This window comes from Haloarcula rubra (assembly GCF_019599465.1).
Taxonomy (GTDB): Archaea; Halobacteriota; Halobacteria; order Halobacteriales; family Haloarculaceae; genus Haloarcula; species Haloarcula rubra.
In genome coordinates this window covers 229838-254237 of the sequence record NZ_RKLR01000004.1, presented here as the reverse complement: position 1 = coordinate 254237, position 24400 = coordinate 229838, and the positions used below count along the sequence as shown (strand labels likewise).

General features: G+C 69.0%; 31 protein-coding genes. 16 read left to right on the top strand and 15 right to left on the bottom strand.

Annotated features, from left to right (window positions below; all coding sequences use genetic code 11):
* Nucleotides 1-88 precede the first annotated feature (88 nt).
* The 3 genes from EGH21_RS13090 to EGH21_RS13080 are packed head-to-tail and all read right to left on the bottom strand — an operon-like array spanning nt 89 to nt 2750.
* Entirely contained in the window at nt 89-637 is a 549-nt protein-coding gene (locus EGH21_RS13090) for a hypothetical protein (protein WP_220618927.1), read from the bottom strand.
* A gap of 4 nt (nt 638-641) precedes the next feature.
* Nucleotides 642-1979, bottom strand: coding sequence for an NRAMP family divalent metal transporter (locus tag EGH21_RS13085; protein ID WP_220618926.1), 1338 nt, complete (start codon nt 1977-1979; stop codon nt 642-644).
* On the bottom strand, nt 1980-2750 hold the full coding sequence (locus EGH21_RS13080; protein WP_220618925.1) for a phytanoyl-CoA dioxygenase family protein: 771 nt from the start codon (nt 2748-2750) through the stop codon (nt 1980-1982).
* A gap of 154 nt (nt 2751-2904) precedes the next feature.
* Here EGH21_RS13080 and EGH21_RS13075 point away from each other — a divergent pair, with 154 nt between their 5' ends.
* Genes EGH21_RS13075 through thrC form a run of 7 tightly spaced genes read left to right on the top strand, consistent with a single transcriptional unit; the run spans nt 2905 to nt 8249 of the window.
* Complete coding sequence (locus tag EGH21_RS13075) at nt 2905-3285, top strand: translation initiation factor IF-5A (protein ID WP_220618924.1); 381 nt, start codon at nt 2905-2907, stop codon at nt 3283-3285.
* 2 nt (nt 3286-3287) lie between these two features.
* Nucleotides 3288-4088 (top strand): agmatinase, encoded by an 801-nt coding sequence (gene speB, locus EGH21_RS13070; protein ID WP_220618923.1) that lies wholly within the window; start codon nt 3288-3290, stop codon nt 4086-4088.
* Between the two features lie 38 nt (nt 4089-4126).
* Entirely contained in the window at nt 4127-4891 is a 765-nt protein-coding gene (locus tag EGH21_RS13065) for a LolA-like protein (RefSeq protein ID WP_220618922.1), read from the top strand.
* 41 nt (nt 4892-4932) lie between these two features.
* A complete protein-coding gene (locus EGH21_RS13060) occupies nt 4933-5658 on the top strand; it encodes a hypothetical protein (RefSeq protein WP_220618921.1) in 726 nt (241 codons plus the stop codon).
* A gap of 32 nt (nt 5659-5690) precedes the next feature.
* Nucleotides 5691-6458 carry a Nif3-like dinuclear metal center hexameric protein gene (locus tag EGH21_RS13055; protein WP_220618920.1) on the top strand — a complete coding sequence of 256 codons (768 nt, stop codon included), beginning with the start codon at nt 5691-5693 and terminating at the stop codon, nt 6456-6458.
* Nucleotides 6458-7021 carry a SprT family zinc-dependent metalloprotease gene (locus tag EGH21_RS13050; protein WP_220618919.1) on the top strand — a complete coding sequence of 188 codons (564 nt, stop codon included), beginning with the start codon at nt 6458-6460 and terminating at the stop codon, nt 7019-7021. Before EGH21_RS13055 ends, EGH21_RS13050 begins: the two co-directional genes overlap by 1 nt.
* Before the next feature lie 40 nt (nt 7022-7061).
* A complete protein-coding gene (thrC, locus tag EGH21_RS13045; protein ID WP_220618918.1) occupies nt 7062-8249 on the top strand; it encodes a threonine synthase in 1188 nt (395 codons plus the stop codon).
* Nucleotides 8250-8255: 6 nt separating this feature from the next.
* Here the strand turns inward: thrC and EGH21_RS13040 are convergent, their stop codons facing one another.
* The 3 genes from EGH21_RS13040 to EGH21_RS13030 form a co-directional block, all read right to left on the bottom strand.
* The gene (locus EGH21_RS13040) at nt 8256-8417 is read right to left on the bottom strand and encodes a hypothetical protein (protein WP_220618917.1); all 162 of its coding nucleotides are present in this window, start codon (nt 8415-8417) and stop codon (nt 8256-8258) included.
* Between the two features lie 67 nt (nt 8418-8484).
* Nucleotides 8485-9561, bottom strand: coding sequence for an SDR family oxidoreductase (locus tag EGH21_RS13035; RefSeq protein ID WP_220618916.1), 1077 nt, complete (start codon nt 9559-9561; stop codon nt 8485-8487).
* Nucleotides 9561-11144 (bottom strand): succinic semialdehyde dehydrogenase, encoded by a 1584-nt coding sequence (locus tag EGH21_RS13030; RefSeq protein WP_220618915.1) that lies wholly within the window; start codon nt 11142-11144, stop codon nt 9561-9563. Before EGH21_RS13030 ends, EGH21_RS13035 begins: the two co-directional genes overlap by 1 nt.
* Before the next feature lie 185 nt (nt 11145-11329).
* Here EGH21_RS13030 and EGH21_RS13025 point away from each other — a divergent pair, with 185 nt between their 5' ends.
* The 3 genes from EGH21_RS13025 (at nt 11330) to EGH21_RS13015 (ending at nt 14280) form a co-directional block, all read left to right on the top strand.
* Complete coding sequence (locus EGH21_RS13025) at nt 11330-12334, top strand: deoxyhypusine synthase (protein WP_220618914.1); 1005 nt, start codon at nt 11330-11332, stop codon at nt 12332-12334.
* 63 nt (nt 12335-12397) lie between these two features.
* Complete coding sequence (locus tag EGH21_RS13020; RefSeq protein WP_220618913.1) at nt 12398-12901, top strand: GNAT family N-acetyltransferase; 504 nt, start codon at nt 12398-12400, stop codon at nt 12899-12901.
* A gap of 191 nt (nt 12902-13092) precedes the next feature.
* The gene (locus EGH21_RS13015; RefSeq protein WP_220618912.1) at nt 13093-14280 is read left to right on the top strand and encodes a redox-regulated ATPase YchF; all 1188 of its coding nucleotides are present in this window, start codon (nt 13093-13095) and stop codon (nt 14278-14280) included.
* An 82-nt stretch (nt 14281-14362) separates the two neighbouring features.
* Here the strand turns inward: EGH21_RS13015 and EGH21_RS13010 are convergent, their stop codons facing one another.
* Both EGH21_RS13010 and EGH21_RS13005 read right to left on the bottom strand, forming a co-directional pair.
* Entirely contained in the window at nt 14363-14965 is a 603-nt protein-coding gene (locus tag EGH21_RS13010) for a hypothetical protein (RefSeq protein WP_220618911.1), read from the bottom strand.
* Entirely contained in the window at nt 14965-15621 is a 657-nt protein-coding gene (locus tag EGH21_RS13005; protein ID WP_220618910.1) for a DsbA family protein, read from the bottom strand. Before EGH21_RS13005 ends, EGH21_RS13010 begins: the two co-directional genes overlap by 1 nt.
* 325 nt (nt 15622-15946) lie before the next feature.
* Here EGH21_RS13005 and EGH21_RS13000 point away from each other — a divergent pair, with 325 nt between their 5' ends.
* Together EGH21_RS13000 and EGH21_RS12995 are read left to right on the top strand one after the other, a co-directional pair.
* Nucleotides 15947-16135, top strand: a complete 189-nt coding sequence (locus tag EGH21_RS13000; RefSeq protein WP_220618909.1) for a hypothetical protein — start codon at nt 15947-15949, stop codon at nt 16133-16135.
* Between the two features lie 191 nt (nt 16136-16326).
* On the top strand, nt 16327-17283 hold the full coding sequence (locus EGH21_RS12995; protein ID WP_220618908.1) for a nucleoside hydrolase: 957 nt from the start codon (nt 16327-16329) through the stop codon (nt 17281-17283).
* A gap of 27 nt (nt 17284-17310) precedes the next feature.
* On the opposite strand, the gene EGH21_RS12990 is transcribed toward EGH21_RS12995, so the two are convergent.
* Entirely contained in the window at nt 17311-18558 is a 1248-nt protein-coding gene (locus EGH21_RS12990; RefSeq protein WP_220618907.1) for a sulfatase-like hydrolase/transferase, read from the bottom strand.
* 139 nt (nt 18559-18697) lie between these two features.
* On the opposite strand from EGH21_RS12990, the gene EGH21_RS12985 reads away from it, so the two are divergent.
* Both EGH21_RS12985 and EGH21_RS12980 read left to right on the top strand, forming a co-directional pair.
* Nucleotides 18698-18934: a hypothetical protein gene (locus EGH21_RS12985; protein ID WP_220618906.1), complete on the top strand. Its 237-nt coding sequence runs from the start codon at nt 18698-18700 to the stop codon at nt 18932-18934.
* 218 nt (nt 18935-19152) lie between these two features.
* Nucleotides 19153-19734 (top strand): hypothetical protein, encoded by a 582-nt coding sequence (locus tag EGH21_RS12980; RefSeq protein WP_220618905.1) that lies wholly within the window; start codon nt 19153-19155, stop codon nt 19732-19734.
* A gap of 118 nt (nt 19735-19852) precedes the next feature.
* Here EGH21_RS12980 and EGH21_RS12975 read toward each other — a convergent pair whose 3' ends face one another.
* On the bottom strand, nt 19853-20047 hold the full coding sequence (locus tag EGH21_RS12975; protein ID WP_220618904.1) for a hypothetical protein: 195 nt from the start codon (nt 20045-20047) through the stop codon (nt 19853-19855).
* A 79-nt stretch (nt 20048-20126) separates the two neighbouring features.
* Nucleotides 20127-20855: a GIY-YIG domain-containing protein gene (locus tag EGH21_RS12970; protein ID WP_220618903.1), complete on the bottom strand. Its 729-nt coding sequence runs from the start codon at nt 20853-20855 to the stop codon at nt 20127-20129.
* Nucleotides 20856-20948: 93 nt separating this feature from the next.
* Between EGH21_RS12970 and EGH21_RS12965 the strand changes: the two genes are divergently transcribed.
* Complete coding sequence (locus EGH21_RS12965; protein ID WP_220618902.1) at nt 20949-21104, top strand: hypothetical protein; 156 nt, start codon at nt 20949-20951, stop codon at nt 21102-21104.
* Here EGH21_RS12965 and EGH21_RS12960 read toward each other — a convergent pair whose 3' ends face one another.
* Nucleotides 21105-21566 (bottom strand): nucleoside deaminase, encoded by a 462-nt coding sequence (locus EGH21_RS12960; RefSeq protein ID WP_220618901.1) that lies wholly within the window; start codon nt 21564-21566, stop codon nt 21105-21107.
* Nucleotides 21567-21654: 88 nt separating this feature from the next.
* Between EGH21_RS12960 and EGH21_RS12955 the strand changes: the two genes are divergently transcribed.
* Nucleotides 21655-21900 carry a DUF7861 family protein gene (locus EGH21_RS12955; RefSeq protein ID WP_220618900.1) on the top strand — a complete coding sequence of 82 codons (246 nt, stop codon included), beginning with the start codon at nt 21655-21657 and terminating at the stop codon, nt 21898-21900.
* A 15-nt stretch (nt 21901-21915) separates the two neighbouring features.
* On the opposite strand, the gene EGH21_RS12950 is transcribed toward EGH21_RS12955, so the two are convergent.
* From EGH21_RS12950 to EGH21_RS12940, 3 genes are all read right to left on the bottom strand, one after another.
* Nucleotides 21916-22443 carry an HTH domain-containing protein gene (locus EGH21_RS12950; protein WP_220618899.1) on the bottom strand — a complete coding sequence of 176 codons (528 nt, stop codon included), beginning with the start codon at nt 22441-22443 and terminating at the stop codon, nt 21916-21918.
* 95 nt (nt 22444-22538) lie between these two features.
* Nucleotides 22539-23648, bottom strand: coding sequence for a pyruvate dehydrogenase (acetyl-transferring) E1 component subunit alpha (pdhA, locus tag EGH21_RS12945; protein ID WP_220618898.1), 1110 nt, complete (start codon nt 23646-23648; stop codon nt 22539-22541).
* A 50-nt stretch (nt 23649-23698) separates the two neighbouring features.
* Nucleotides 23699-24355, bottom strand: a complete 657-nt coding sequence (locus EGH21_RS12940) for a sugar phosphate isomerase/epimerase family protein (RefSeq protein WP_220618897.1) — start codon at nt 24353-24355, stop codon at nt 23699-23701.
* Nucleotides 24356-24400 lie beyond the last annotated feature (45 nt).

The following is a 24400-nucleotide window of genomic DNA, read 5'->3' as shown; positions in this document are numbered from 1 at the left end:
CTAGTCACAAAAGTACGCACGACGGACCGTCTCGCTCTCGATGGAGACGCGTCGACCGGCGAACAGTCGCGACCGGTCCGATGCCGGGCTACGACAGGTCGACCACGCGGTCGGCCCACACTCGCAAGACAGCGAGGGCGTCGGCCTCGTTCTTCGACACCGGATTCTCGACGCCGAGTGCGTCGCTCTCGAAAGCGTTCAGGACTGCACACGTCGCCCGGTCACAGTAGTCGGTGAGTCGACTCGTCGCCTCGGAATCGGCCTGCAGGGCGATGGTCGCGTCGTTGGCGAAGACGGCCGCCGGGTCCGCTGGCGCGGCGTCGAGTCTGTCGGCGGCCGCCGCGGCGTTGTCGGCGGCGAGTTCCAGCGCTGCGTCGTCGGTGTCACCCGCCGAGCGCGGCGCGTGAGCGTCGACGACGCCGTGCCAGACACCCTCCGGAACCGTGGTGAACTGCGTGAGGGGGCCGCCGAGCACCTCGCCGTCCCGTTCGACCGTCGGCGCGAAGTCGAGGACGACACAGCCGTCGGCTCCGTGCCGGGCGATCCAGCGGTCGAGGGCCCGCGCCGTCAGCCGCGTCTTGCCGACGTTCGAGGGACCGACGACGAGCGTCGCCCCGTCGAGCGGAACCGTCACCATCGTCTCAGTCGGCGGCTATCGAGCGGTCGGTCCCCCGGGTCAGCCAGTCGCGGACCGACATCGCCGCGAGGCCGAGCATCGCGGCCGCGAGGACGGCGGCGAACGCGAGGATAGACAGCGACACCGGGTCGGTGACACCGCCGGCCGCCACGCGCTGGACCCACTGGCCGGCGACGACGGTGCTGATACCGACCAGCAGGAGGCCCCCGACGTTCTCCAGCGGGGTGTTCGTCGTCGGCACGGCAGTCGGATCGTTGAGCAGGTAGAGGACGAGCGCCAGCACGAACGGCGTGCCGACGAAGCCGATAGCCAGCGCCTGAATCAACAGACCGAACACGGCCCCGGGGATGAAGACGCCGAGGACGCTGACGAGCGCGAACCCGGCGACTGCGGCCTGATACCGGGTATCCTCGGTGTCCTGCTCCCACCCCATCTTGTCGGCGAGGAGGTACGGCGGGACGACGGTGTTGCCGCCGAGCGTCGTCACGGCCGCGCCCCACAGCCCCAGCAGGAACAGCCACTTGGCGTCGGAGCCGACGAGCGGACCCAGCGCGTTCGCGGCCCCGACGGCGCCGAGGCTCGGGTCGCTCAGCACGGACGCGGCGACGAGGAAGATGGCGAGGCTGGCGACGCCGAAGGCGACCAGCATCGACGCGCCCACGTCGAAGCGGGCCAGCGCCGAGTCCTCGGTCGTCCAGCCACGCGCTCGCATCGTGTAGGACTGCATGGTCACCAGCGCGATGTGGACGGCGCCGCCGAGAATCCCGGCGGCGAGCAGCGCGCCCTCGACGCCGGCCGGGACGGTCGGAATCAGTCCGGCGGCCGCCGCGCCGTAGTCGATTGGGACGACGAACAGCGAGACGACGAACAGCAGGACGACGGCGGAGACGAGCAGTTTCGCGCCCCACTCGGCGAAGCGGTAGCCGCCGCCGGCGAGTCCGACCGCCAGTACGACGCCCCAGACGACCGCCCAGACCACGGGACTGAGCCCCGCGACCTCCGCGGAGACGCCCGCCAGCGTCTTCATGATGACCAGTTGGGCCAGTCCGGCGGCGACGACGGTGTCCGCCACGAGGAGCCACGCCCACGACTCGCCGAGATTGTCCTCGACGACGGCGACGATGCCGGCCTCGGTGAGGAGGCCGAGGCGCATCGCGAGGTACTGCGCCGTCGCGCCCATCACCGCGGAGAGGACGACGACCCACAGCAGGGTGTAGTCGAAACTCGCACCGGCGGTGACGAGCGCCCCGATGGTCGCCGGCCCGGTGGCGATAGCGCCCGCGAGCCACGTCGGCCCCATCTCGGAGAAGCGCGAGAGCACGCCGGAGTCACCGGTCGCCATCTACACGCACCCCGCGAAGCTCTCGCCGGCGACGTCGTAGCTGTCGACCCACTCCGGCGGGTCCTCGTCGGTGAAGCGGGACCGACTGCGCATGTACGAGGCGATGAACGCGCGCCGCCAGTCCGCCGTCTCGTTGGGCGCGGTGTAGTGGGGGAGCAGGCAGTGCTGGAAGAGGACGTCGCCCGGGTCCATCGGCAGGGCGACGGTGTCCTCGGGACCGTAGTCGGCCTCGGCGATGGTGATGTCGGTGTCGTACTCGATGGCCTCGTGACCCAGCAGGCCGTCTTTGTGCGCCCCCGGCACGACCTGCATACAACCGTTCTCGGTGGTCGACTGGTCCAGCGCTATCCAGACGGTGACGTGGTCCATCGGGTGGATGGGGTAGTAGGCCGCGTCCTGATGGAACTTCTTCTCGCTGCCGACGCGAGGGGGTTTCAGCATCGCCGCGCTCCGCAGGAGGTGGAGGTTCGGCCCCTGCAACTGCCGGACCACGTCGAGAATCGCCTCGTCGTGGACCAACTCGGCGAAGACGTCGTCCTCCCGGACCATCCCGAGACCCTCGAACTTCCGGACCGGGTCGGCGTCCCCGAGGGCGTCGCCGTCGGCCTCGGGTTCGAGCATCCGCTCGAACCCCGTCTCCTCGCGGTCGTTTCGGACGTACGCCGCGATACGCGTCGTCACGGCTTCGACGGTCGCACCGTCGAGGCAGTCCTCGACGACGACGTAGCCGTCCCGCTGGTACTGCTCGAACTGCGCCGCTGTGAGTTGCATACCACTCTCTACTATTCTCCAGTAATAAGCACTGCTAACTCGTCGGAGCGGTCGGAGCGACGGAGCGGCGAGTGTCCGACCGTCAGTTCGGCCCGGAGGCCGGTGACTGCGCCATTCCAAACCGTTTATACCCCAACAGGGGTAACGCGGCCGTATGGCAAGAGAGCAGACTGAGGTTCGCGAACTCGACGAAGGCAGCTACGTCATGATCGAGGACACGCCGTGTAAGATAGACTCCTACAGCACGGCCAAGCCCGGCAAACACGGTAGCGCCAAGGCTCGAATCGACGCCCGCGGTGTGTTCGACAGCAAGAAGCGCTCGCTCTCCCAGCCCGTCGACGCGAAGGTGTGGGTCCCCATCATCGACCGGAAGCAGGGGCAGGTCGTCTCCGTCAGCGGCGACGACGCGCAGGTCATGGACCTCGACACCTACGAGACGTTCACGATGCTGATGCCGGACGACGTCGACCTCCAGCCGGACGACGAAATCGAGTACCTCGAGTACGAGGAACAGCGCAAGATCACCCGCTCGTAACGATGTTCCCCGGTGCGGTCGCCGACCGCGAGGCCGCCGACTACGCCCTCGTGGGGGCGCCGCTGGACGCCTCGACCTCCTTCCGTCCCGGCGCCCGGTTCGGCCCGCGCCGCGTCCGCGAGTTCGCAGAACAGTTCGACGACTACGACCACCGCTCGGCCCGGCGTTTCACCGAGTTGGGGGTGTACGACCACGGCGACGTCGGCCCGACGGCCGACACCGCCGAGTACCTGACCTTCCTCGAGAGCGCCGTCGCCGAGTTCGACAGCGACGGGGCCGTCCCGCTCGTGGTCGGCGGCGAACACACCGTCAGCGTCGCCGCCGTCCGGGCCACAGACCCCGACGTGTTCGTCTGTCTGGACGCACATCTGGACCTCCGGGAGTCCTACGCCGGCGACGAGTACTCCCACGCGACCGTGACCCACCACGCGCTGTCGGTCGCCGACCGCGCAATCGTGCTGGGCGCCCGGACCGGGAGCGAGGCGGAGTGGGAGCGCGCCGACGCCGGAGACGTGACCGCCGTCCCGCCGGAGGACGTGGCCGACTGGTCGCCGGATTTCGACGACGAGTCAGTGTACCTCTCGGTGGACATCGACGCCGCCGACCCGGGGTTCGCACCCGGGACGGGCACGCCGGAACCGTTCGGACTGGCGCCCCGCGAGATGCGTGACGTGGTGCGGTCGGTCGCGCCGCAGGCCGTCGGATTCGACGTCGTCGAGGTCAACGACCGGGACGACGGACAGGCCGCGACGCTGGCGGCGAAACTCCTGCGAGCGTTCGTCTACGCCCACGCCGAGGCCTGACACAAGATTCATTCTCCCCTCCCGAGTATCGGCGACCGATGCGCCGCCCCACCCTCCACGTAGCGCTCGCTGTCTGTCTCGTCCTCGCGGGGTGTTCGGTCCTCGGCGACGACCCCGTCCGCGAGGGAGCGGCCGTCGAGCGACTGGACGCCGCCAGCGAGCGCGCCGCCACGCTCGAGTCGTACCGCTACGATCTCTCGTTCACCGTCGAGTCCTCGGCGAGCAGTCGTCGCGTCGGGGGCAGCGGGACGGGCCGGATCAACCTGACGACGCGACACGCCACCACCAACCTCACCGTCGACGGGACCACCAGACGGTCCTACGTCGACAACCGGACGGCCTACGTCCAGTGTCCCGGCGTCGCCGGGGGGCCGAGCGTCTTCTGGGGGCAGGAGGACGTCCCGACCGAGCACGACTGGCGCGAGACGACCCCCATAGGCCGCCAGTTGGCGATGCTCTCGACGGGCGACCTCTACTACAACGGCACGGAGACCATCGACGGTCGCGAGGTAGTGCACCTCACTGGCGCGCCCTCCAAGTCGGAACTGGACCGCTACGGCGCGGGCGCCGGTAGTCGGCCGCTGTTCGGGTCACCGAACGTCGACAGCCTCACGGTCTCGCTCTGGCTGGACGAACGGACGAACAGACCGGTCCGCAGCGAGGTGACCGTCGTGGTCTCGGGGGACGGCGAGACGGCCACGGCGACGCTCACCACTCGGTACCGTGACTACGGGGAGCGCGTCGAGGTGACGGTTCCCGCCGAGGTCCGGGAGAAGGCCATGCGAGGGGGCTGTCCGACCTAGGGCGTGCCGGTTTTAAGACCGAGGGGCGAGGACGTGTCGGCATGGACCGACTCTCGTCGTGTTACTTCTGCGGTGCGGCCCTCGACGCCTCGCTCTCCGAGTACCCCGTCGTTCCGAAGTCCCTCCAGACGGAGGCGACGCCCGACCAGCAGGTCACGCTCTGTCCGACCTGTCGGCGAAAGCTCGCGACGGTGCTGAAGCGGGTCGTGGCCGCGGCCGACGAGGACCCGGACGACCAGAGCGGCCTGATGGACGAGTCCGGGATGGAACCCCAGCCAGACCCGATGGCCGTCGGGGACGCCAGTGAGACCGGCGAGAGCGAGTCAGACGTCGACGAGGAGGGACTGCTCGATACTGAGGACGACGCGAGTTCGGAGACAGCCCCCGACCGCACACACCCGATGGCGGGAGCCGACGAACCGGCCGACACGGACGAGCGGAGCGAGACGACGCCCACAGGGACGGCCTCCTCGGGCACGGCCGAGACGACGGGGACGCAGGCCGGGTCTGCGAGCGAGTCCACCGATAGCCGACACGACACGGCCGACGAGGCCAGCGACGACGGCCCGTCGCTGACCCGACTGGAGTACAGTAAGGTGATGCGCCTGCTCCAGAACCGCCAGCTACCGGTCGACCGCGACGAGATTCGGGCGGTCGCCGTCAACGCCTACGACATCGAACCCGAGGAGTTCGACGCCATCATCGACGCGGCCGTCGACCGCGGCCTCATCGCCGAGGAGAACGGCCAGTTCGTCGAGACGGAGTAAGGCCTACCAACCCGGCGGCTGAACACCCGGCCATGCACGCAGGCGACATCGCCGCCCGACTCGACGACGAACTCGACGTAGCCGCGTACGCCGACGTGGACGCCAGCCCCAACGGGCTACAGGTCGGCCCGGCCGAGCAACCGGTCGACCACGTCGCCGTCGCCGTCGACGCGGCCGTCGAGACCATCGAGCGAGCCAAGGACGCCGGCGCGGACCTCCTCGTGACACACCACGGCATCGTCTGGGGGAGCGTCGAGCGACTCACCGGGACGACCTACGAGCGGGTCGCGCCGCTCGTCGACGACGACCTCTCGCTGTACGTCGCCCACCTCCCGCTCGACGGCCACCAGTCGCTCGGCAACGCCGCCGGCCTCGCGGACCTGCTGGACCTCGACAACCGCGCGCCGTTCGGCCAGATGGGGCCGGAGTACGTCGGCCAGCGCGGGACACTGGCCGAGGCGACCACCCCCTCCGAACTCGCCGAGACGCTCGAAGGCGAACTCGACACCGGCGGACAGTCGGTCCGGACGCTGGACTTCGGCCCGTCGCTCGTCGAGGACGTCGCCATCGTCACCGGGAGCGGCGTCGACTGGGTGGGCGAAGCAGTCGAGGCGGGGGCGGACGTCCTCGTCACCGGCGAGGGCAAACAGCAGGTGTACCACGAGGCCCGCGAGGCCGGCATCGGCGTCGTGCTGGCGGGCCACTACGCCACCGAGACGTTCGGCGTCCGCTCGCTCCAGTCGAGACTGGACGAGTGGGGGCTGGAGACGACGTTCGTCGACTGTCCGACCGGGCTCTGATGGGCCAGAGCGTCGCCTACGAGGACGTGACCTCGGACGCCGACGTCGTCGCGTGGTCCCGCGAGTACTGCCGGGACGTGCGGCGGGAGTGGGGCGTCGACGTGCGCTTCGACCTCGTCGACTGGGAGGTGTCGACCCGCGCGAAGCGGCGCGCGGCGGCGGTCAAACGGCCGAAACTCCCCGATGCCACGGTCGGCGACCCCTACGACTGGGCGGGTGTCGACGGTGCCGACGGCCGGCCGCTCCCCTGTACGCTGTCGCTCACCCGCGAGGCGTTCGAGGCGTTCGACCGCGGCGAGTGGGAGGCGACCCTCCGCCACGAACTGGTCCACGTCGAGCAGTACCAGCGCGACGGCACGACGGACCACGGCGCGGCCTTCCGGACGCGTGCCGCCGACCTCGAAACCGACGTCCACTGTCCCACGTTCGCCGACCCGAAGTACGTGCTGTCGTGTACCGACTGCGGTGGCCTCGTCGCCCGACGCTACCGGGACTGCAAACTGGTCCGGGAGCGAGCGCGCTACCGCTCGGACTGCTGTGGCGCCGAACTGGCGCTGGACTGACCGGCGGCAGGGTTAGGTCCCCCACGGCCGAACCGCCGGTATGGACCTGTCGCTCTCCTGTTACGCCTGCGGGGCGACGGCGACGCTCGCTGACGGGCCCCGCTGTGACTGCGGCGAACCGTACTGGGTCCGGACCGAACCGTCGGGGTTCGACTGGCCCGCGACCCCGGAGCGGTCGCTGTGGCGGTATCGGGACCTGTTGCCCGACGTCGACCCGAGCGGACTGGCCGCCGGTGCTGGCGGCACGCCGCTGGTGCGCGCGCCGCGACTGGACGACGACGTGGGCGCGACCGTCCACGTGAAGTACGAGGGGGCGAACCCGACGGGGACGTTCAAAGACCGCGGGAGCGCCGTCGGCGTCGCGGCGGCCGCAGAAACAGGAGACGACGCCGTCGGCACCGTCTCCCACGGCAACATGGCCCGGTCGATGGCCGCCCACGCCGCCAGCGCCGGGGTGGACTGTCTGGTGCTGGTCCCGGCGGACGTCCCCACCGAACGACTGTCGCTCCTCGCTCGCTACGACCCGACGATACTCCGGGTCGACGGCGACTACGGTCGCCTCTACCGCGAGTCGCTTCGAATCGGGTCCGAGGCCGGCGTTCGGTTCGTCAACTCGGACGCGCCGCTCCGCGTGGCCGGCCAGGGGACGACGGCGCTCGAAATCGCGGAGTCGTTCGCGCCCGACACCCCCGACGCCGTCGTGCTCCCCGTCTCCAGCGGCGGCCACGCGAGCGGCGTCTGGAAGGCATTTCGAGACCTGTCGACCGCGGGTGTGCTCGACCGAGTACCGCGACTGTACTTCGTGCAGGCGGCGGCCTGTGCGCCCATCGCCGAGGCGTGGGGCCGGGGCGACGATGTCGTCGAACCCGTCGAGGCGGGGGAGACGGTCGCCTACTCCATCGCGAACGCCGACCCGCCGAGCGGCAATCGGGTGCTGGCGGCCGCCAGCGAGACCGAGGGCGGTGTGCTCGCCGTCGACGACGACGCCATCCTCGAGGCCCGCCGCGCGCTGGCGAGCAGTGCGGGCCTGTTCGTCGAGAGCGCCTGTGCGACGGCGCTGGCGGGCGCTCGCCGGCTGGGCGACCGTGGCGACCTCGTGACAGACGACGACGTCGTGCTCGTCGCCACCGGAACGGGGTTCACCGAACGCGAGGTAGACGCGCCCGGTGTGGACGCGGAGACGGTCCCGCTGTCGGCGCTGGCCGAGACCGTGACGCGCGTCGTCTGACCGGAGTCAACACCAGTACGTGGCGTAGACGACGACGCCGATGCCGAGACACGAGAGCGCCGCGAGGGCCGCGAACACCATCGACCACGAGGGCACTACCAGAAGACCGGTGACGCCGAGCGAGAGCACGACCGCGAACAGGGGCAGGAACGCGTACTCGGACTCCATCGTCGGGAGTAGACAACCGGGCGACATAACTCTACGGGACGTGGCACACGCGACGGTGGCCGCGGTGTCACACCATCGCCGCGTCGTCGACGGCCGGGTGCTCGCGGACGTACGCGACCAGCGTGTCGACGTACGCCTCGAACAGCGGACATCTGACACCGGTTCCCGCGAGCGCCCGCCGCGTGTTCTCGTCGGTGTACCTCGTCGCGTGCGAGAGATACGGGAGCGCTTCGGGTTCGACGCCGAGTCGGTCGGCCAGTCGCGGCAGGCGAGACAGCGCCGCGTAGGAGAGTCCGACCGTGCCGGGCACCGGGACGGCCCAGCGGTCGCTGGCCCGACCCAGCGCGCGCACCAGTCGGCCGATAGTCGGCGGATGCGGGTTGCAGAGTTGGTACACCTCGCCGACGGTCTCGTCCCGCCCGGAGAGTTCGGCGATAGCGTCGACGACGAACTCCCGGGGGACGACGTTCAGGTGGTAGCGGTCCGGGGTGGCGGGCGCCGGTGCGAACGCGAGTCGTGGCTGGCGGCGCAACAGCGACAGGAGGTAGTACGGGCCGTCGTACTTCTGTGTCTCGCCGGTCCTGCTGTCGCCGACGGCGATGGCCGGGCGGTATATCGTCGCCGGGAACCCGTCGGCCATCCGCGCTTGGACGGCGACCTCCGCCTCGAACTTGGTGCGCTCGTAGTGGTTGTGGAACTCCTGGCCCACGTCGAGGTCGGCGTGGGTGAAGGTCCCGTCGTAGCGGCCGCTGACGTAACAGGTGCTGACGTAGTGGAACCGCTCGACGTCGGCGGCCTCGGCGAAGGCCAGGACGTGGTCGGTCCCCACGACGTTGACCCGGTCGGCCACCTCGGCGTCGACGCCGAGGTCGTAGACGGCGGCGAGGTGGTACACCGTCGCCGTGGCCTCGGCGAGGCGGTCGTAGGCGGTGAGTCCGAGGTCCGGGTCGGTCACGTCGCCCTCGACGAGGCGGACACGCTCACGGGGGACGCCCGCCTCGTCGGTCAGTTCGCCGGCCCGCCGTTCGGCCGTCTCGCGGTAGGCGGGTTGGACCAGACAGGTGACGGTGTCGTCGCTCCGGGCGAGCAGTCGGCCGACGAGTGCCGACCCCAGAAAGCCGGGGAAACCGGTGCAAAACTGCATCAGCGTCCGCCCAGTGGGGAGAGGCGTCGGAGTCGCCGGAGCGCCCGGATGCTCAGCGTCGCGCCAGCGGCGGCGACGCGGTTCGGGAGGCCGTCGACGGGCACCAGCGGATGGAGGCGCTGGGTCGTGACCGTCTGTGACTCCGTGTACTTTCGGATACCGTCGGCCCCGTGGCGGCGGCCGATACCGGAGTCGTCGACGCCGCCCATCGGCGCGTCCGTCGACGCCCACATGCCGAGGTAGGCGTCGTTGACACAGACCGACCCGGCATCGATACGGCGGGCCAGTGCCTCGCCGCGGTCGGCGTCCTCGGTCCAGACGCTCGCGTGGAGGCCGTAGTCGGTGTCGTTGGCGCGCTCGACCGCCTCGTCGGCGTCCGCGACCGGCGTTATCGAGACGACGGGGCCGAACGTCTCCTCGCAGGCGGCGGTGGCGTCGTCGGGCAGGTCCGTCAGCACCGTCGGTTCGTAGAACAGCGGTCCGACTTCCTCGCGTCGGCGCCCGCCGGTCTCGACGGTGGCACCGCGCTCCCGGGCGTCGGCGACGTGGGCCTCGACCGTGTCGAGTTGGTGCTGGCCGACGAGCGACCCCACGTCCGGGCCGAAGGCGAGCGACGCACCGAGGTCGAGCGCCTCGGTCGCGTCGACGAACCGGTCGACGAACTCGTCGTAGACGTCCTCGTGGACGAAGATTCGCTCGAAGGAGATACACAGTTGGCCCGCGTTGGCGTAGCTCCCGTGGACCGTTCCCCTGACCGCCTGCGAGACGTCGGCGTCGGCCAGCACCACCGCGGCGTTCTTCCCGCCGAGTTCCAGCGAGGCGTCGACGAGGTGTTCGCCGGCCAACGACGCCACGGTCCGGCCGGTCTCCGTACTGCCGGTGAAGGTGACGTAGTCGACGCTCGAAATCAGCGGTTCGCCAAGCGTCGACCCGTGGCCGGTGACGACCTGCACGAGGTCCTCGGGGACGCCGGCGTCGACGAGCAGTTCGACCGCCCGGAGCGCGCAGAACGGCGTCGCTTCGGCCGGTTTCAGCACCGCGCCGTTGCCCGCGAGCAACGCCGGTAGCATGTCCGAAATCGCGAGCGTCAGGGGGTAGTTCCACGGTTCGACGAGGCCGACGACGCCGACCGGGTCGTGGTGTTCGACGGCCGTCGTCAGCAGTGGAAACCCGCCGCCTCTCCGGGTCGACGCGACGTGACCGGGGCCCTCGCGGGCGTAGTAGTCGGCGTTGAGGACGACGTCGAGCAGTTCGACGTGGGCGTCGAGTCTCGCCTTCCCGGCCTCCAACTGGACGAGGTCGAGCAACTCCTCGCGGTGGTCGAGTACCTCGTCGGCGAACCGCTGGAGGACGGCCGCTCGCTCCTCGACGGGACGCTCGGCCCAGTCGGTCTGTGCCGCCCGTGCCGTGCGGACGGCCTCGGCGACGTCGGCCGACTGGCACGCCGGGACGGTCCCTATCTCCTCGCCGGTGAACGGACTCCGGACCGTCAGCGGGTCGCGGTCGGCGACGTGTGTAACCCCACCCTGTAACCGTGTCCGTGTGCGCTCGGACAGCGACGACGAGACGTTCGACGCGGGCATCGTTCCGTCGGACGGGCGGGAGGGTCAATGGTCTTGTGGCGGTTGCACCCTCTCGTGTCGCGAATTTTGCACGTAGATTCCGTCTACCGTTCGACAGATAGCCGGGACCGGGCACGGAACGGCGGCGGTCGCAACACTGGGACGAACCACGTCGTTCAAGCCGTCGGGCCGACTCCGGACCGACAATGAGCGACCACGAGGACCGCGAGACGTTCTGTCACGACCCTATCGGACACGCGGAGGCCCGTGCCGGGATGACCGTCGGCGAACTGGCCGAGAGCTACGGCGAGGCCGGTATCGGCGCGAACGACCTCCACGAGGCCGTCGACGTCTACGCCGAGATGCTCGACGACGACGTGACGACGTTCTTCGGACTGGCCGGCGCGATGGTACCGACCGGGATGCGCGCTATCGTCTCCGAGTTGATTCGGGACGGCCACGTCGACGTGTTGGTGACGACGGGCGCGAACCTGACCCACGACACCATCGAGGCCATCGGCGGGAAGCACCACCACGGCGAGGTCACGCCGCCGGAGCGAACCGAGCGCGAACACGACGAGACCCTGCGCGACGAGGGCGTCGACCGCATCTACAACGTCTACCTCCCGCAGGAACACTTCGCGCTGTTCGAGAACCACCTCCGCGAGGACGTGTTCTCGGTCCTCGAGGACGAGGGCGCGGTGTCCATCCAGCGGATGACCGAGGAGCTGGGGCGGGCCAACAGCGAGGTCAACGCCAGCGAGGACGTCGCCGAGGACGCCGGGGTGCTGGCGGCGGCCTACGAGAACGACGTGCCGGTGTACTGTCCCGCCTTCCAGGACTCCGTGTTGGGCCTGCAAGCGTGGATGTACTCCCAGACGAGCGAGTTCACCGTGGACGCGCTGGCGGACATGACCGAGATTACGGACATCGCCTACGAGGCCGACAGCGCCGGCGCGATGCTCGTCGGCGGCGGCGTCCCGAAGAACTACGTCCTCCAGACGATGCTCGTCTCCCCGGACGCCTACGACTACGCCGTCCAGTTGACGATGGACTCCTCGAACACCGGCGGCCTCTCGGGCGCGACGCTCGACGAGGCGCGGTCGTGGGGCAAACTGGAGAAGGACGCCCGGAACGTCTCGGTGTACGCCGACGCGACTATCACCCTGCCGCTGGTCGTCGCCGCCGCCCGCGAACGCGTCGGTGAATAGCGCGGCCGCCGTCTCCGGGGTCGCCGGGCTAGTTCTATGGGTGTGGGCGTGATACGTTCACATATGTCGTTCCAGCTGAACATCCGACCGGCAGACGAGACGGACATCTCGCCGATTCGGCAGGTCGCCCGTGCCTCGTGGCACGCCATCTACGACGACATCCTCGGCCGAGAGCGGGTAGAGCAACTGCTCGCGGAGGGGTACGACGACGACCTCCTCGGAGAGATGGTCGACCTCGACGACATCGGCCTGTTCGTCGCGACGGCGGACGACGACGTGGTTGGGTACGCCAGTTGCGGGATGACCGACCCCGCCGGCATCGGCGACCTCGACCTCTACGTCCACCCGGACTACTGGGGCGAGGGCATCGGGACCCGCCTCCTGAACCGCGGCGAGAAACACCTCCAGAGCCTCTCGGTCCGGAAGGTTCGTGACGAGGTGCTCGTCGACAACGACGTCGGGAACGCGTTCTACCGGAAACACTTCGACCACGTCGGCGAGCGAACGGCCGAGTTCGGCGGCGAGAAACTGCCGGTGAACGTGTACGAACTATCGCTGTGGGGCTAGCGAGGGTCCGAGCGACGGCGCAGACCCTCGCCGTGAGAGGGTGATAGGTGCTCCACCTCACGAGTCGCTGATTCCTCCCGTCCCGATTCGAAAGTTCTCGCTGCGTTCCTGCTCACACCGTGCCTGCCACTCACACACTCTCTCGGTCCGTTTGACAACGTTTTAGCCGCCGATTCGTCTCCTAGGTCCCAATGAGTTACAAGATCGGACTCGTCGGCAAGCCCTCCGTCGGCAAGTCCACCTTCTTCAACGCGGCGACGATGAACGACGTCCCCGAAGGGGCGTACCCGTTCACGACCATCGACCCCTCGATTGGCGAGGCGTACGTCCGCGTGGAGTGTGCGGCCCCGGAGTTCGAACATAGCTGTACGCCCAACCACGGCTACTGCGCCGACGGCGTCCGCTTCGTCCCGACGAAACTGGTCGACGTCGCCGGCCTCGTTCCCGGGGCCCACGAGGGCAAGGGACTCGGCAACCAGTTCCTCTCCGACCTCAACGAGGCCGACGTACTCGTCCACGTCGTCGACTTCACCGGCGAGACGGACCTCGAAGGCGAACCGACCGAGGACCACGACCCACGCGAGGACATCGACTTCCTGGAGAACGAACTCGACATGTGGTACCTCGACATCCTGGAGAAAGGCATCGAGCGCTACCGCTCGGGCTACCACGGCGAGGACAAGGACGTCGAGGCCGACCTCGCGGAGCAGATGTCGGCGTTCAAGATCAGCGAGGACGAGATCAAGCAGGTCGTCCTCTCGCTGGACATGGAACTCGACCCCGACGCCTGGGACGATGAGGACCGTGAAGCGCTGGCCCGGGAGATTCGCATCCGCACCAAGCCGATGGTCATCGCGGCCAACAAGATGGACACCCCGGCGGCACAGGACAACTGGGAGGCGGTCACCTCCGACCCCGAGTACGAACACCTCACGTTCGTCCCCGTCTCGGCCCACGCCGAGAAGGCCCTGAAGAACGGCGACGAACAGGGCGTCCTCGACTACCGGCCCGGCGACGACGACTTCGAGGTGACGGCCGACCTCCCCGAGGAGAAGGCCGCCGGCCTCGAACAGATTCGGGAGTTCGTAGACGAGTTCGACGGCACCGGCGTCCAGCAGGCACTGGAGACGGCGCTGTTCGAGGAGCTGGACGCCATCGCCGTCTTCCCGGGTGCGCGAAAGCCACAGGACGACGGCACCTTCCTGCAGGACTGTTTCGTCCTGCCCGACGGGTCGACCGCCGAGGACTTCGCGTACTTCCTGCACACCGACATCGGCGACGGGTTCCTCCACGCGCACGACGTGCGCTCGGGGCGGCAGGTCGGCGCCGACACGGAACTGGACCACCGCGACGTGGTCGAGATTACGACGACGAACTGAGCGGCCGGCCACCCGCGAAGAGACCGACGCAGTCGAAGAGCGCGCCGTCGGGGAACGGGCGACGACCGACTGAGCCCGAGCGTCAGATATCGACCGGACAGCCGTTTATCTCGCCGCCGCGCATCCCGTCGGCGAGCCAGTAGATAGAGAGCGTGAGGACGACGAGCGCGCCGACGGCGAACTCCAGCCCGTCGAGCGGGAGGAAGAGCAGCGACGTCGAGACGCCCAGCAGCGAGAGCAAGCCGAGCAGGACGGCCGACCCGCAGGCCGCACAGCCAGCACCGAGCGTTCCGAGGAGGACGCCCGCGGCGCCGGCCCCGCCCTGTCGAATCTGGAGGCCGTGTTCGCGGAAGTGGTAGGTCGCCATCGCCACGTCCACGCCGGTCAGCGCGGCGACGGCCACCAGCAACAGGCCCTGTGCCGGGTGGAAGAACGTGCCGACGAACGGGTAGAGTTCGACGAGGACCGTCAGTCGACTCGCCAGCGGGAGCGACCCACCGACCACGAGGTCGAGCACCAGCGGGACGTTCAGCGAGACGACGAACGCCGTCAGCGAGGCCACGCCGGCGAGGACGGCGACGGCGGCGTACACCGGGAGCGTCAGCACGAGTCGCGCCGTCCGACCCATCAGCCGCCAGTCGCGGCCCCGAACCGGCAACCGCCGACGGATTCGGACTGCGCTCATCAGTCGGCCTCCCCGAGCGCTTCGGCGATGACCTCGTATCCGACGCTCCCGTTGACCTTCGTGACGAAGTCACCGTCCCGGAAGAGGAGGACGACGGGCGTCGTCTCGCCCAGTCCCGCGTCCTCGGCGGCCGCGATGTCGGCCTGCACGGCGTCGTCGTAGGCCTCCTCGCGTGCGTCCGCGGCCACGGCGTCGCCGTCCAGCGACGTCTCGGCGTTCAGGAACGACGCCGTCCGGTCGAGGACGTTGTCGACGTCGAACTGCGACCGCGTCGCGAAGTAGTGCTCGAACAGCGACCAGAACGCGTCGGCGTCGCGAGCGTAGGTCGCTTCGAGCGCCTGCGTCGCCGGCTCGCCCCACGGGAAGACGACCGGGTACGTGCGGACGACGTACGCGCCCGCTCCCGAGTCGACGAGGTTCGAGCGAATCCGCGGCACCGTGTTCTCGTGGAACGCCGCACACCGCTCGCAGGAGGGGTCCTCGAACGCGAGGACGACGTGGCCACCAAGGTCGCCCAGTCGCGGTTGCTCGCGGTAGTCCGCCGCCGCCGGGTGGTCCTCGATGGACTCGCCCGTGGCGTCGCTGCCACCGCCACACCCCGCGAGTGCGCCGACGGTCCCCGTCCCCACCAGCGCCAGCAAGCGTCGTCGCTTCATGGTCGCTGGAAGGGTTCCACTCGGTTTATCGTTTGTTCTCCTGTGCGGCGGCGAGGGGGAACCGTCTTGCCGTCGGAGGGGGTAGCTCCGATGGCCGATGACGACGACGCGTTCCGAGTCGGGGTGACTCCCCGGCGGTGACGAACCCTATGAGTGCCGAGGCCCCTTTCCGTACCTGCCGCTCAGAACTCCCTCGGACTCGCGTTCCGGTCGCTCTCGGGTCCGTACTCGGGAATCAACGAGTCCAGGTCGTAGTCGTCGAACCGTGCCGCGACCCCGGGGTCCCGTCGTACGCCTCGCGCGAGAGAACGGGACGGAGGGCGGCGTGGTAGTAGGACGGGTCTGTGGCGTCGGGTCGGCCAGCGTCGACGACGTCGGCGTCGAGCGGCGGCACCGAATCGCTCGTGACGGCGACGGCCAACCCACCGAGTCGGTCCGATTCGACGACGAGTATCGACGGCCCTCGGTCCGCGTGCTGGTCCGTGCTGACGGCGTCTGCTCCGCTCGGACGTAGTCACGGAGGCGGGTACGGAGACGACGGCGAAACTCCGGGTCGGCCGAGTCGCCGGTCGTGGGCAGTCAAACCAGTCACGACCTATTCACTGTACGAGTCACCGGGCCCCGGACCCGACACGTCTGGCCGGTCTGTCGGGACCCGACACGTCTTGTCGGGAGGATTAAGTAAATCCCGTGCGAATCACTGCCGTGGTACAGAGACTCATTATCGACACTGACACCGCGGGCGACGACACGCAGGCCATCCTCATGGCCGCACTCGCCGACTCCGTCGACGTCGAGGCGCTGACCATCGTCGCGGGCAACGTCGAGTTCGACTACGAGGTCGAGAACGCGAAGTACACGCTCGACCTCGCGGGCGTCGCCGACGCGGTGCCGGTCTACGAGGGGGCACGCCGGCCACTGCTCAAGGAGTTCGACCACGTCGACCACGTCCACGGCGACGGGGGGTTGGGCGGCGACCTCTACCCAGACACGGGCATCCCCTCCGCGGACGACCACGCCGTCGACGCCATCGTCGAGACCGTTCGGGCGTCGCCGGGCGAGGTGAGTCTGGCCTGTATCGGGCCGCTGACCAACGTGGCGATGGCGATTCGGCGCGAACCAGACCTGAACGAGTTGCTGGACGAGGTGTGGGTGATGGGGGGTGCGGTGAACACGCTGGGCAACGACACGCCCTCGGCGGAGTTCAACTTCTGGGTCGACCCCGACGCCGCGAAGATCGTCGTGAACGAACTGGACCTGACGCTCGTCGACTGGGGACTGACGGTTCGCCACGGGACCATCGACGGGGAGGCACTCGACCGGTTCGCGGCGGCGGAGACGCCCTACGCCGAGTTCTTCACCGAGATCACGAGCCACGCCCGCGAGTTCTCACAGGAGCGGTTCGGCGTCGACGCGGCCACCCAACCCGACACGCTCGCGATGGCGTGTCTCCTCGACCCCGACATCGTGACGGAGGCGGGGACGTACTTCGTCGACGTGGACGAGCGCGAGGGGATGACCCGTGGGTACAGCCTCGTCGACGAACTGGGCATCACCGACGGCGAGCCACGGACTCGCGTCGTCGAATCGGTCGACGAGGACGCCTTCGACCAGATGGTCGCGGACATGCTCCTCCACGGCGACCCGGAGCGGTCGCTGTGAACCGCCCGGCGTCGCAGTTTGGGTGACCTACACTTGCCCGCTCTCGGCGAGGTCCTGTGCGGCGGCGACGACCCGCTCTTTCTCGGCCTGTGACCCGCGCCAGAAGTCGACAAGGTCCTGCCCGACCTCCCGGAGTTCCTCGTCGTCGAGTTCCACGTCCTCGCCGTCTGTCAGGTCGTACAGTTCCCGGTCCTCGGGCGACCAGATGTACTTCCAGTCTTTCCCGCGGACGGCGACGTTCGGCATCCGCGTCGAGGAATACACGTAGGGTTCGGTGAGTCGCTCGGGGACCGTCTCGTCGCCGCTGGCGAGGCCGTGTAAGAGGGCCGGCAGTCGGCCGAGCGAGAACGGTTCTTCGACCCGCCCAGACGGCCCGTTACAGACCACGAGCGGGACGTTCACGAGTTCGTCGTACAGTTGCCGGCCGTGGCCGTACATCCCGTGTTCGCCGAAGGCCTCCCCGTGGTCGCCGTGGACGACGAACAGAGGGTCCTCGCCCACCTCCTCGGTGAGGAAGGAGAGGAACTCGTCGGTGTACTCCAGCGAGTTCTCGTAGGCCGTCGTCAACACGTCGTGGAGGAGTGACTCGAACGGCAGGTCCCGACTGAGGAACAGCCCCATGTTCGCCGGATAGGTCTTGAGGCGGGACTGGGTGCGGTACTCCTCGGGCGGGAGGTAGGGGAGGTGGCTGTCGACCAGAAAGACCCAGAGGAAGTACGGGTCGTCGGCCTGTGCCGTCCACTCGCGAATTTCGTCGGCGAGGGCCTCCCACGACATGAACATGTCCTGTCCCTGCCACCAGTTGGCGGCGTTCATCGCCAGCGTTCCGACGGTGCTCTCCTGTTCGCCGCCTTCGAGGAGGTCGCTCGACGCGTCGTCCTCCATGAAGTCCTCGAAGTGGTCGAACCCCTCGTCGAACCCGAAGTACCGCGAGGTCCACGGGTTGGCGGTGAACGCGGCCGTCTCGTAGCCGCGCTCCGAGAACTCCTCGGCGACGCTCCGCCGGGCGGCCATGTGTTCGCGGACGTGCGCTTTCGTGTCCTCGCGGGTCGCGCCGTCGGCGTCCGGGCGTTCGACCGGGTCCGTCCCGGTCAGGAAGGAGGTGGCGGAGGCGAACGTCGCCGCGCCCGGGGCGACGGCGTTCTCGAACACGAGTCCGTCCGCCGCGTGGGACGCGAGTGTCGGCATCGTGTCAGTATCGCCGGCCGCGACGCCGCAGTAGTCGGTTCTGAAACTGTCGATAGTGACGAGGACCACGCTCTGGTCGTCGGGCATGTGCCCTCCCGGAGTCGGAGAGCAGGGGTTATTATTCAGCACGTAATCCGGCTGTTTCAGCCGGTAAACGCGCTATTTGTACGAGAGTACGGCTGAACAGTAGGTGCCGTTTTTATGCTAGCCCGCGGTCCCGTCGTCCATGTCACGGTCCGATGTCCCCGCCGAGAGCGTCACCCGCGTCGAACTGCCGACGGCCCTCGTCGACGACGTCGAACAGCGCCTCCAGTACACCGACTTCGACGACGCGAGCGCCTACATCGAGTTCGTCGTCGAGGAAGTCCTCGCCGCCGTCTCGGACGGCGAAGACGTGAACTACGACGCCGTCGACCGCGAGGAGGTCGAGAGCCGTCTCGAATCGCTGGGCTACATGGAGTGAGGCCGGGCGGTAGCCGTACCGGAGCGGCGTCCCGCCGAGCGTCCGTTGCCGCCAATCTACCGTGCAACCGAGTGGAAGCCACGTTGCGTTAATACGACAATAACCGGGTATACAGCCCTTATCTCGCCGATAATATTCCGGTCCCCCTCCGAGTGTTCGACTCGCTCGCACGGCGTCACGCACTGCCGTTCTGACGTCCCCGAGCCCTTCGACACGCAATGTCCGACACGTCCCGGCTCCGACAGTTCGGAGTCACGGTTGCCGTAGTCGTCTCGCTCGTCGCCGCTGGTCCGCTCGTCGCCAGCGCAGCGACCGACGGAAGTATCGTCGCCGACCCCGCGACGCCCGATTCGACCGCCGCTCACACGGCGACAGTCACCGTTGACGGTGACGCGGTCGGGAGCTCCCTGAACTCACTCGCCGTCTCCTACGGGGAGAGCGGCACCGACATCTCGAACGTCGGTCAGGGAGACGTTCGAGTCGTCGGTATCGACCGCGGTGACGACGCCGACGGGGCGAGCGTCGACGAGTCGGTCGCCGACGACGTGAGCAGCGTCGGCGCCAGCGACGACGGGTCGACGCTGACCGTCGGTTTCGGCGGGAACTACCAGCTCCAGCAGGGTGACGAAGTCGTCCTCGTCTTCGAGGACACGCAGAACCCCGCGTCGGCTGGCGACTACCCCGTCGAACTGACGGTCAACGCCCAGAGCGCTGGGACCACGACCGACGCCTCGCTCGCCGTCGCGGAGAGCGCCGGCGACGACAGCGACGACGACTGCGTCGAACAGACCGACGCGTAACCGACGCCGAGACGCCTCACCACGGGAGCGGCCTGTGGGAGGGCGTCCGTGGACGGCTTTCGGAGCAGTGACCACCCACCGAGCGACGGCACCGCGTCGCGGGCGCTCGCTGACTCCGTCACCGGAGCCGGCGAATCAGCCTGAGCAACACCGAGACGGCGGTTCCGATGCCGGGGACGCGTCTGGAGAGGGCGGCGGCACCGAGCAGTACGAGGCCGCTCTTCGTCCGACCCCGGACGAAGGCGAACGCGGCGTCGACGAGCGTCGAGAGCACGCTGAGTCTGTTCAGCGGCGAGCCTTGGACAGTAGTCATGTCTCGGCCGTAGCTACCACGGCCGAGCGGATATAGCCCCACCCGGAGTATGCAAGCCGTCGGCGACGCGGCCGGCGGGTCACGGTGGTGTCGTCGCGCCGACGGCCCGCTCGAACCGGTCGAGAAACGCCGGGTCGTACGTCGCCTCGACGTGGTTCACGTTCCAGAGCCCCGACGCGCGAATCTCGGGGCTCCTGCTGTGGTGTCCGAGCCAGTGGTCCGGGCGCGAGTCGATAGTCGACCCGCCGACGTTGCTGAGGAGGGCGATGGCGTTCTGTTCGAGGTAGGCCCGGTCGCTGGTGGGGGCCGGTTCGTCGTCGACGGCGACCCAGAGGAACGGCTGGTCGCGGACGTACGCGCTCACCCAGCGTTCCAGCGGGTACTCCTCGTCTCGTACCGCGCCGCGGTCCCGGTCGATGCCGGCCCAGCGGTCGTCCCAACTCGGGTAGTCGTCGTGGAGCGCGTGTCGCTCGACGAGCGCCTCGCCGACGCGTTTCCGGTAGACCGACCCGCGATGGTTGCCGCCGTGGGGGTGGGCAGCACTGCCGTCGCCGGTCCCGGAGTGCTGTTTCAGACGGTCCCAGAGCGTCGTGCTACTCCCGGCCGAGACGGCGTGCGTGCCGATGCGGGTGACACGATGCTGGTCACTGTCGCCGTGCGTCTCGCCGGGTTCGAGGAAGAAGTAGACGCCGCGGTCGGGCCAGTCCACGTAGCCGGTACAGTGTTTCAGCTTTCTGGGACCGCCCACCCGTCGCTGGAGCGTCGCGAGCAGGTCGTAGAACCGGTCGACGTCGTCGGCGCGAGCCATCGTGTCACCGAGCTCGGCCAGCTGTCCCAAGTCTCTTTCCCACCTGCGAGTGCCACACCAACCGCTTTGAGGGGGGCCGTCGTACTGTGCCGCATGTCCCTCGCCGACTACTACGACGAGATAGAGCCCGTGACGATGCTGGTCGTCGGTTTCGTCCTGTTCGTCATCCCCGAACCGGCCACCTCCGCGCTCGGCGCGGGTCTCATGTTGCTCGGGAGCGCGTGGTGGTTCTACGAGTGGCAGCGGTGACTACCAGTCGAACGCCTCGTGTATCGCCCGGCCCTCCTCGTGGAGCACCGGTCCGACCACCTCCGTGACGCCGGCCAGAATCGCCGCCGACTGGACCGGCGCGCTCTGGTCCGTGAAGTCGCCGATGTCCCGGCCGCCGACGCTGTAGACGACCCGGCCGAGACCGGCGTGCCGGATGCCGCCGGCGCACATCGGACACGGCTCCGTGCTGGTGTACATGACCGTCTCGGCGCGCTCCGCGGGCGACAACTCGCGGCGGGCCCGCATCGCGAGGTCGAGTTCGGGGTGGCGTCGCACGTCGTCCTCGGTGACGACGCGGTTCGACGCCGCCATCAGTATCTCGTCGTCTCTGACGAGGACGGACCCGAACGGCCGGTCCCCGCGGTCGGCCGCCTCGCGAGCGAGTTCGAACGCCCGACGCATGTGCGTCTCGTGGTCGAAGTCGTCGAACGAGTCTCCCATACCCGCCGGTCGGCCCGCAGGCGGGTAAATCGACCGTCTTCGGCGGCGAGAGCAGTACGCTCAACACCGGGCTGGACCTAGAACGACCGTGAACCACGACCGAATCCACGCACGGGAGCCGAGCCACCACGTCGAGAAGTGGTCGGTCGGGACCATCGAACGAATCGGCGAACGCGACGGGCACTGCGTCGTCGACGTCGAGGCCGCCGACGGCGAGACGGTCGAGTTGGCCGTCACGTTCGCCGTGCGGGACCTCTTCTCGAGCAGGTTGGACGTCGAAGCGGGGGCGTCACCGGTCGGCGAGCGCGTCTGGTACCGGAAACGCGGCGGCTGACGCCACCACGACGGCTCACTCCGGGGGTTCGACCGGCGCTTCGACCTGCGCGACGTCGAGGATGAGCGTGTTCTGTGTGTCGTCGACGGCGACGACGGTCCCGGCGACGACGAGGTTGTGTTTCGGCGTCGGCCCGACGGCGACGGCCTGCCCGGTCGAGAACTGCCCGACGGACTGCTGGAGGTGCAGTTGTGCGCGACACTCCTCTGGGTGGTTGACGGTCGTGAACCGTATCCCGTCGACGGTGACGTCGAGTCGCTCGAACTCCCGGGCGAGCGTGAGCGATTCGGTCTCGGCGTCGGGGTCGCGACCGAGCGACGCGTAGGCCTGTTCGGTCGGGACGTAGCCCCCTTCCGGACCGGAGTGGCCCTCGACGAGGCCGAGTTGGGCGAGGCTCTGCATCTGGTTCTGGACGGTGCCCAGACTCCGGTCGACGTCGTCGGCGATGGTCTGGCCTTTCACCGGCCCGTCCGCGGAGCCGTGGTGGTTGACCAGCGCAGTCAGCGTCTGCTCCTGACTGGTGGTCAGGTCGATTTGGACCATACGGGTCCTACCACAACCACGCTCATGTAAGTGTGGATACGCGCACGATTGGCGACCGGTCCGGTCGCCGTCTCTCGAATCCACCGGGCCCGTGCTCACTCGTCAAGCAGGGTCTCGTCGCCGTGGCGCGCCCGCAGGTCGGTCAGATACGCGCGCTGTGCGTCGAGTTCGTCGGTCGACTCGGCGTAGACGTCGGCGAAGAGGTCCGTCGGGTCGGCGGCCACGTCCTCGGCCCGGTCGACGATGTCGGCCAACTCGTCGTCTATCGCCTCGTTCATCGCGTCGAGGCGCTCCTGGTCCAGCAGGCCCCGGTCCCAGAGGAACGCGCCGAACCGGGCCAGTGGGCCCCGGTCGCGCCACTCCTCGACTTCGTCCTCGTCTCGGTACACATCCGGGTCGTCGGCGGTCGTGTGGGCGCCGAAGCGGTACTGGACCGCCTCTATCAGCGTCGGCCGCAGTTCGCCCTCGGCCGGGTCCAGCGCTCGCTCCCGGGCCGCCTTCGTGACGACGTAGGTGGCCAGTGGGTCCATCCCGTCGACCTGCACGCCGTCGAACCCGTAGGCGGCGGCTTTCTGTGCGATGGTGGCGCTGGCCGTCTGGCGCTCTCTGGGCACCGAGATGGCCCACTGGTTGTTGTTACAGACGAAGACGGTCGGGGTGTCGAACACCCCGGCGAAGTTCATCGCCTCGTGGAAGTCCCCCTCCGAGGTGGCACCGTCCCCGAAGTGGACGACGCCGACCTGTTCGTCGCCGTCGCGTTTGGCCGCCCACGACCACCCGACTGCGTGGGGGATGTGGCCGGCGATGGAGATGTTCAGCGGGAAGACGTTCACGTCGGCGAGCGCGGCGTTACCCCGTTCGTGGCCCATCCAGTACAGCAGGTACTCCCACGGGAGGCCGCGGGCGACCAGCGCCCCGTGTTCGCGGTACTGGTAGAACAGCGTATCCGTGTCGGCCAGCGCGTACGTCGACCCGACCTGTGCGCCCTCCTGACCGGCCAGCGAGGAGTAGGTCCCCAGTCGGCCCTGTCGCTGGAGGCTTATCATCCGCTCGTCGAACCGGCGAGCGAAGCGCATGTCCCGGTACATCTCGACCAGTTCCTCGTCGTCGAGGTCCGGGAGGAGGTCCGGTGCGACCACCTCGCCGTCGGCGTCGAGTACCTGCACACGGTCGTCCGGCGCCCGGTCGAGCACGTCGGCTGGCATCCTGTCGGGACAATCGGGGTAGACCGGCAAAAAGGTGCGTGGGAACGGGGTCAGCCCACCCACTCCCGGACCTGCCGGAGCGCGTCGGCCTGATAGTCGGGCATCACTTCGAGGACGACGCGCCCGTCGAAGTGGGCGGAGAGGAGTCGGGCGGTGCGTTCGAGTGGCATCTCGCCGTCGCCGACCGGGAGTCCGTCCTCCGTCGGTGTCGCGTCGTTGAAGTGGACCACCCGAATCCGGTCGCCGTCGGCCCGAAGGAGGTCCGTCAGCCCGTCGATGTAGTCCGGTTGTGACATGAACAGGTGCGCCGTGTCCAGCAGGAGGTCGTGGCCCCGGTCCAGCACGAGGTTCCGCAGGTGGAACGGGGTCGCGCCGGGGTTGTTCTCGTAGCCGTACGGGGCCGCGAAATCGTAGCGCTCCAGCGTCTCGATATGCGTGTGCTGGGCGTACTGGCTGTGGACGACGAGGTAGGCGTCGAGGCGGGTGGCCAGTGCGTCGCTCCGACGGAACGGTTCGGCGTCGTCCGGGCGGGCGTGGAGCGTGTGTACCGTGGCGGCGTCGACGGGCGAGGCCTCGACCGTCGCGGCCGTCGCCGCCACGTCGTCGAGGTCGGCGGGTCGCAGGTGGAGTTCGACGCTGTCGAAGCCGCGGTCGGCGGCCGCGGCGAGCGAGTCGGGGTCCGGCGGGCACTTGCCGACGAGGTCCATCGCCCCGGGCTACGCCGCCCGGGTCCTAAAACTCGGCCCCGAGCC

What these genes read in the sequence shown, in the direction of transcription:
- EGH21_RS13090 (WP_220618927.1), bottom strand. Translation starts at nt 637, where the DNA reads ATGGTGACGGTTCCGCTCGACGGGGCGACGCTCGTCGTCGGTCCCTCG.
- EGH21_RS13085 (WP_220618926.1), bottom strand. Translation starts at nt 1,979, where the DNA reads ATGGCGACCGGTGACTCCGGCGTGCTCTCGCGCTTCTCCGAGATGGGG.
- EGH21_RS13080 (WP_220618925.1), bottom strand. Translation starts at nt 2,750, where the DNA reads ATGCAACTCACAGCGGCGCAGTTCGAGCAGTACCAGCGGGACGGCTAC.
- EGH21_RS13075 (WP_220618924.1), top strand. Translation starts at nt 2,905, where the DNA reads ATGGCAAGAGAGCAGACTGAGGTTCGCGAACTCGACGAAGGCAGCTAC.
- speB (WP_220618923.1), top strand. Translation starts at nt 3,288, where the DNA reads ATGTTCCCCGGTGCGGTCGCCGACCGCGAGGCCGCCGACTACGCCCTC.
- EGH21_RS13065 (WP_220618922.1), top strand. Translation starts at nt 4,127, where the DNA reads ATGCGCCGCCCCACCCTCCACGTAGCGCTCGCTGTCTGTCTCGTCCTC.
- EGH21_RS13060 (WP_220618921.1), top strand. Translation starts at nt 4,933, where the DNA reads ATGGACCGACTCTCGTCGTGTTACTTCTGCGGTGCGGCCCTCGACGCC.
- EGH21_RS13055 (WP_220618920.1), top strand. Translation starts at nt 5,691, where the DNA reads ATGCACGCAGGCGACATCGCCGCCCGACTCGACGACGAACTCGACGTA.
- EGH21_RS13050 (WP_220618919.1), top strand. Translation starts at nt 6,458, where the DNA reads ATGGGCCAGAGCGTCGCCTACGAGGACGTGACCTCGGACGCCGACGTC.
- thrC (WP_220618918.1), top strand. Translation starts at nt 7,062, where the DNA reads ATGGACCTGTCGCTCTCCTGTTACGCCTGCGGGGCGACGGCGACGCTC.
- EGH21_RS13040 (WP_220618917.1), bottom strand. Translation starts at nt 8,417, where the DNA reads ATGGAGTCCGAGTACGCGTTCCTGCCCCTGTTCGCGGTCGTGCTCTCG.
- EGH21_RS13035 (WP_220618916.1), bottom strand. Translation starts at nt 9,561, where the DNA reads ATGCAGTTTTGCACCGGTTTCCCCGGCTTTCTGGGGTCGGCACTCGTC.
- EGH21_RS13030 (WP_220618915.1), bottom strand. Translation starts at nt 11,144, where the DNA reads ATGCCCGCGTCGAACGTCTCGTCGTCGCTGTCCGAGCGCACACGGACA.
- EGH21_RS13025 (WP_220618914.1), top strand. Translation starts at nt 11,330, where the DNA reads ATGAGCGACCACGAGGACCGCGAGACGTTCTGTCACGACCCTATCGGA.
- EGH21_RS13020 (WP_220618913.1), top strand. Translation starts at nt 12,398, where the DNA reads ATGTCGTTCCAGCTGAACATCCGACCGGCAGACGAGACGGACATCTCG.
- EGH21_RS13015 (WP_220618912.1), top strand. Translation starts at nt 13,093, where the DNA reads ATGAGTTACAAGATCGGACTCGTCGGCAAGCCCTCCGTCGGCAAGTCC.
- EGH21_RS13010 (WP_220618911.1), bottom strand. Translation starts at nt 14,965, where the DNA reads ATGAGCGCAGTCCGAATCCGTCGGCGGTTGCCGGTTCGGGGCCGCGAC.
- EGH21_RS13005 (WP_220618910.1), bottom strand. Translation starts at nt 15,621, where the DNA reads ATGAAGCGACGACGCTTGCTGGCGCTGGTGGGGACGGGGACCGTCGGC.
- EGH21_RS12990 (WP_220618907.1), bottom strand. Translation starts at nt 18,558, where the DNA reads ATGCCCGACGACCAGAGCGTGGTCCTCGTCACTATCGACAGTTTCAGA.
- EGH21_RS12985 (WP_220618906.1), top strand. Translation starts at nt 18,698, where the DNA reads ATGTCACGGTCCGATGTCCCCGCCGAGAGCGTCACCCGCGTCGAACTG.
- EGH21_RS12980 (WP_220618905.1), top strand. Translation starts at nt 19,153, where the DNA reads ATGTCCGACACGTCCCGGCTCCGACAGTTCGGAGTCACGGTTGCCGTA.
- EGH21_RS12975 (WP_220618904.1), bottom strand. Translation starts at nt 20,047, where the DNA reads ATGACTACTGTCCAAGGCTCGCCGCTGAACAGACTCAGCGTGCTCTCG.
- EGH21_RS12970 (WP_220618903.1), bottom strand. Translation starts at nt 20,855, where the DNA reads ATGGCTCGCGCCGACGACGTCGACCGGTTCTACGACCTGCTCGCGACG.
- EGH21_RS12965 (WP_220618902.1), top strand. Translation starts at nt 20,949, where the DNA reads ATGTCCCTCGCCGACTACTACGACGAGATAGAGCCCGTGACGATGCTG.
- EGH21_RS12960 (WP_220618901.1), bottom strand. Translation starts at nt 21,566, where the DNA reads ATGGGAGACTCGTTCGACGACTTCGACCACGAGACGCACATGCGTCGG.
- EGH21_RS12950 (WP_220618899.1), bottom strand. Translation starts at nt 22,443, where the DNA reads ATGGTCCAAATCGACCTGACCACCAGTCAGGAGCAGACGCTGACTGCG.
- pdhA (WP_220618898.1), bottom strand. Translation starts at nt 23,648, where the DNA reads ATGCCAGCCGACGTGCTCGACCGGGCGCCGGACGACCGTGTGCAGGTA.
- EGH21_RS12940 (WP_220618897.1), bottom strand. Translation starts at nt 24,355, where the DNA reads ATGGACCTCGTCGGCAAGTGCCCGCCGGACCCCGACTCGCTCGCCGCG.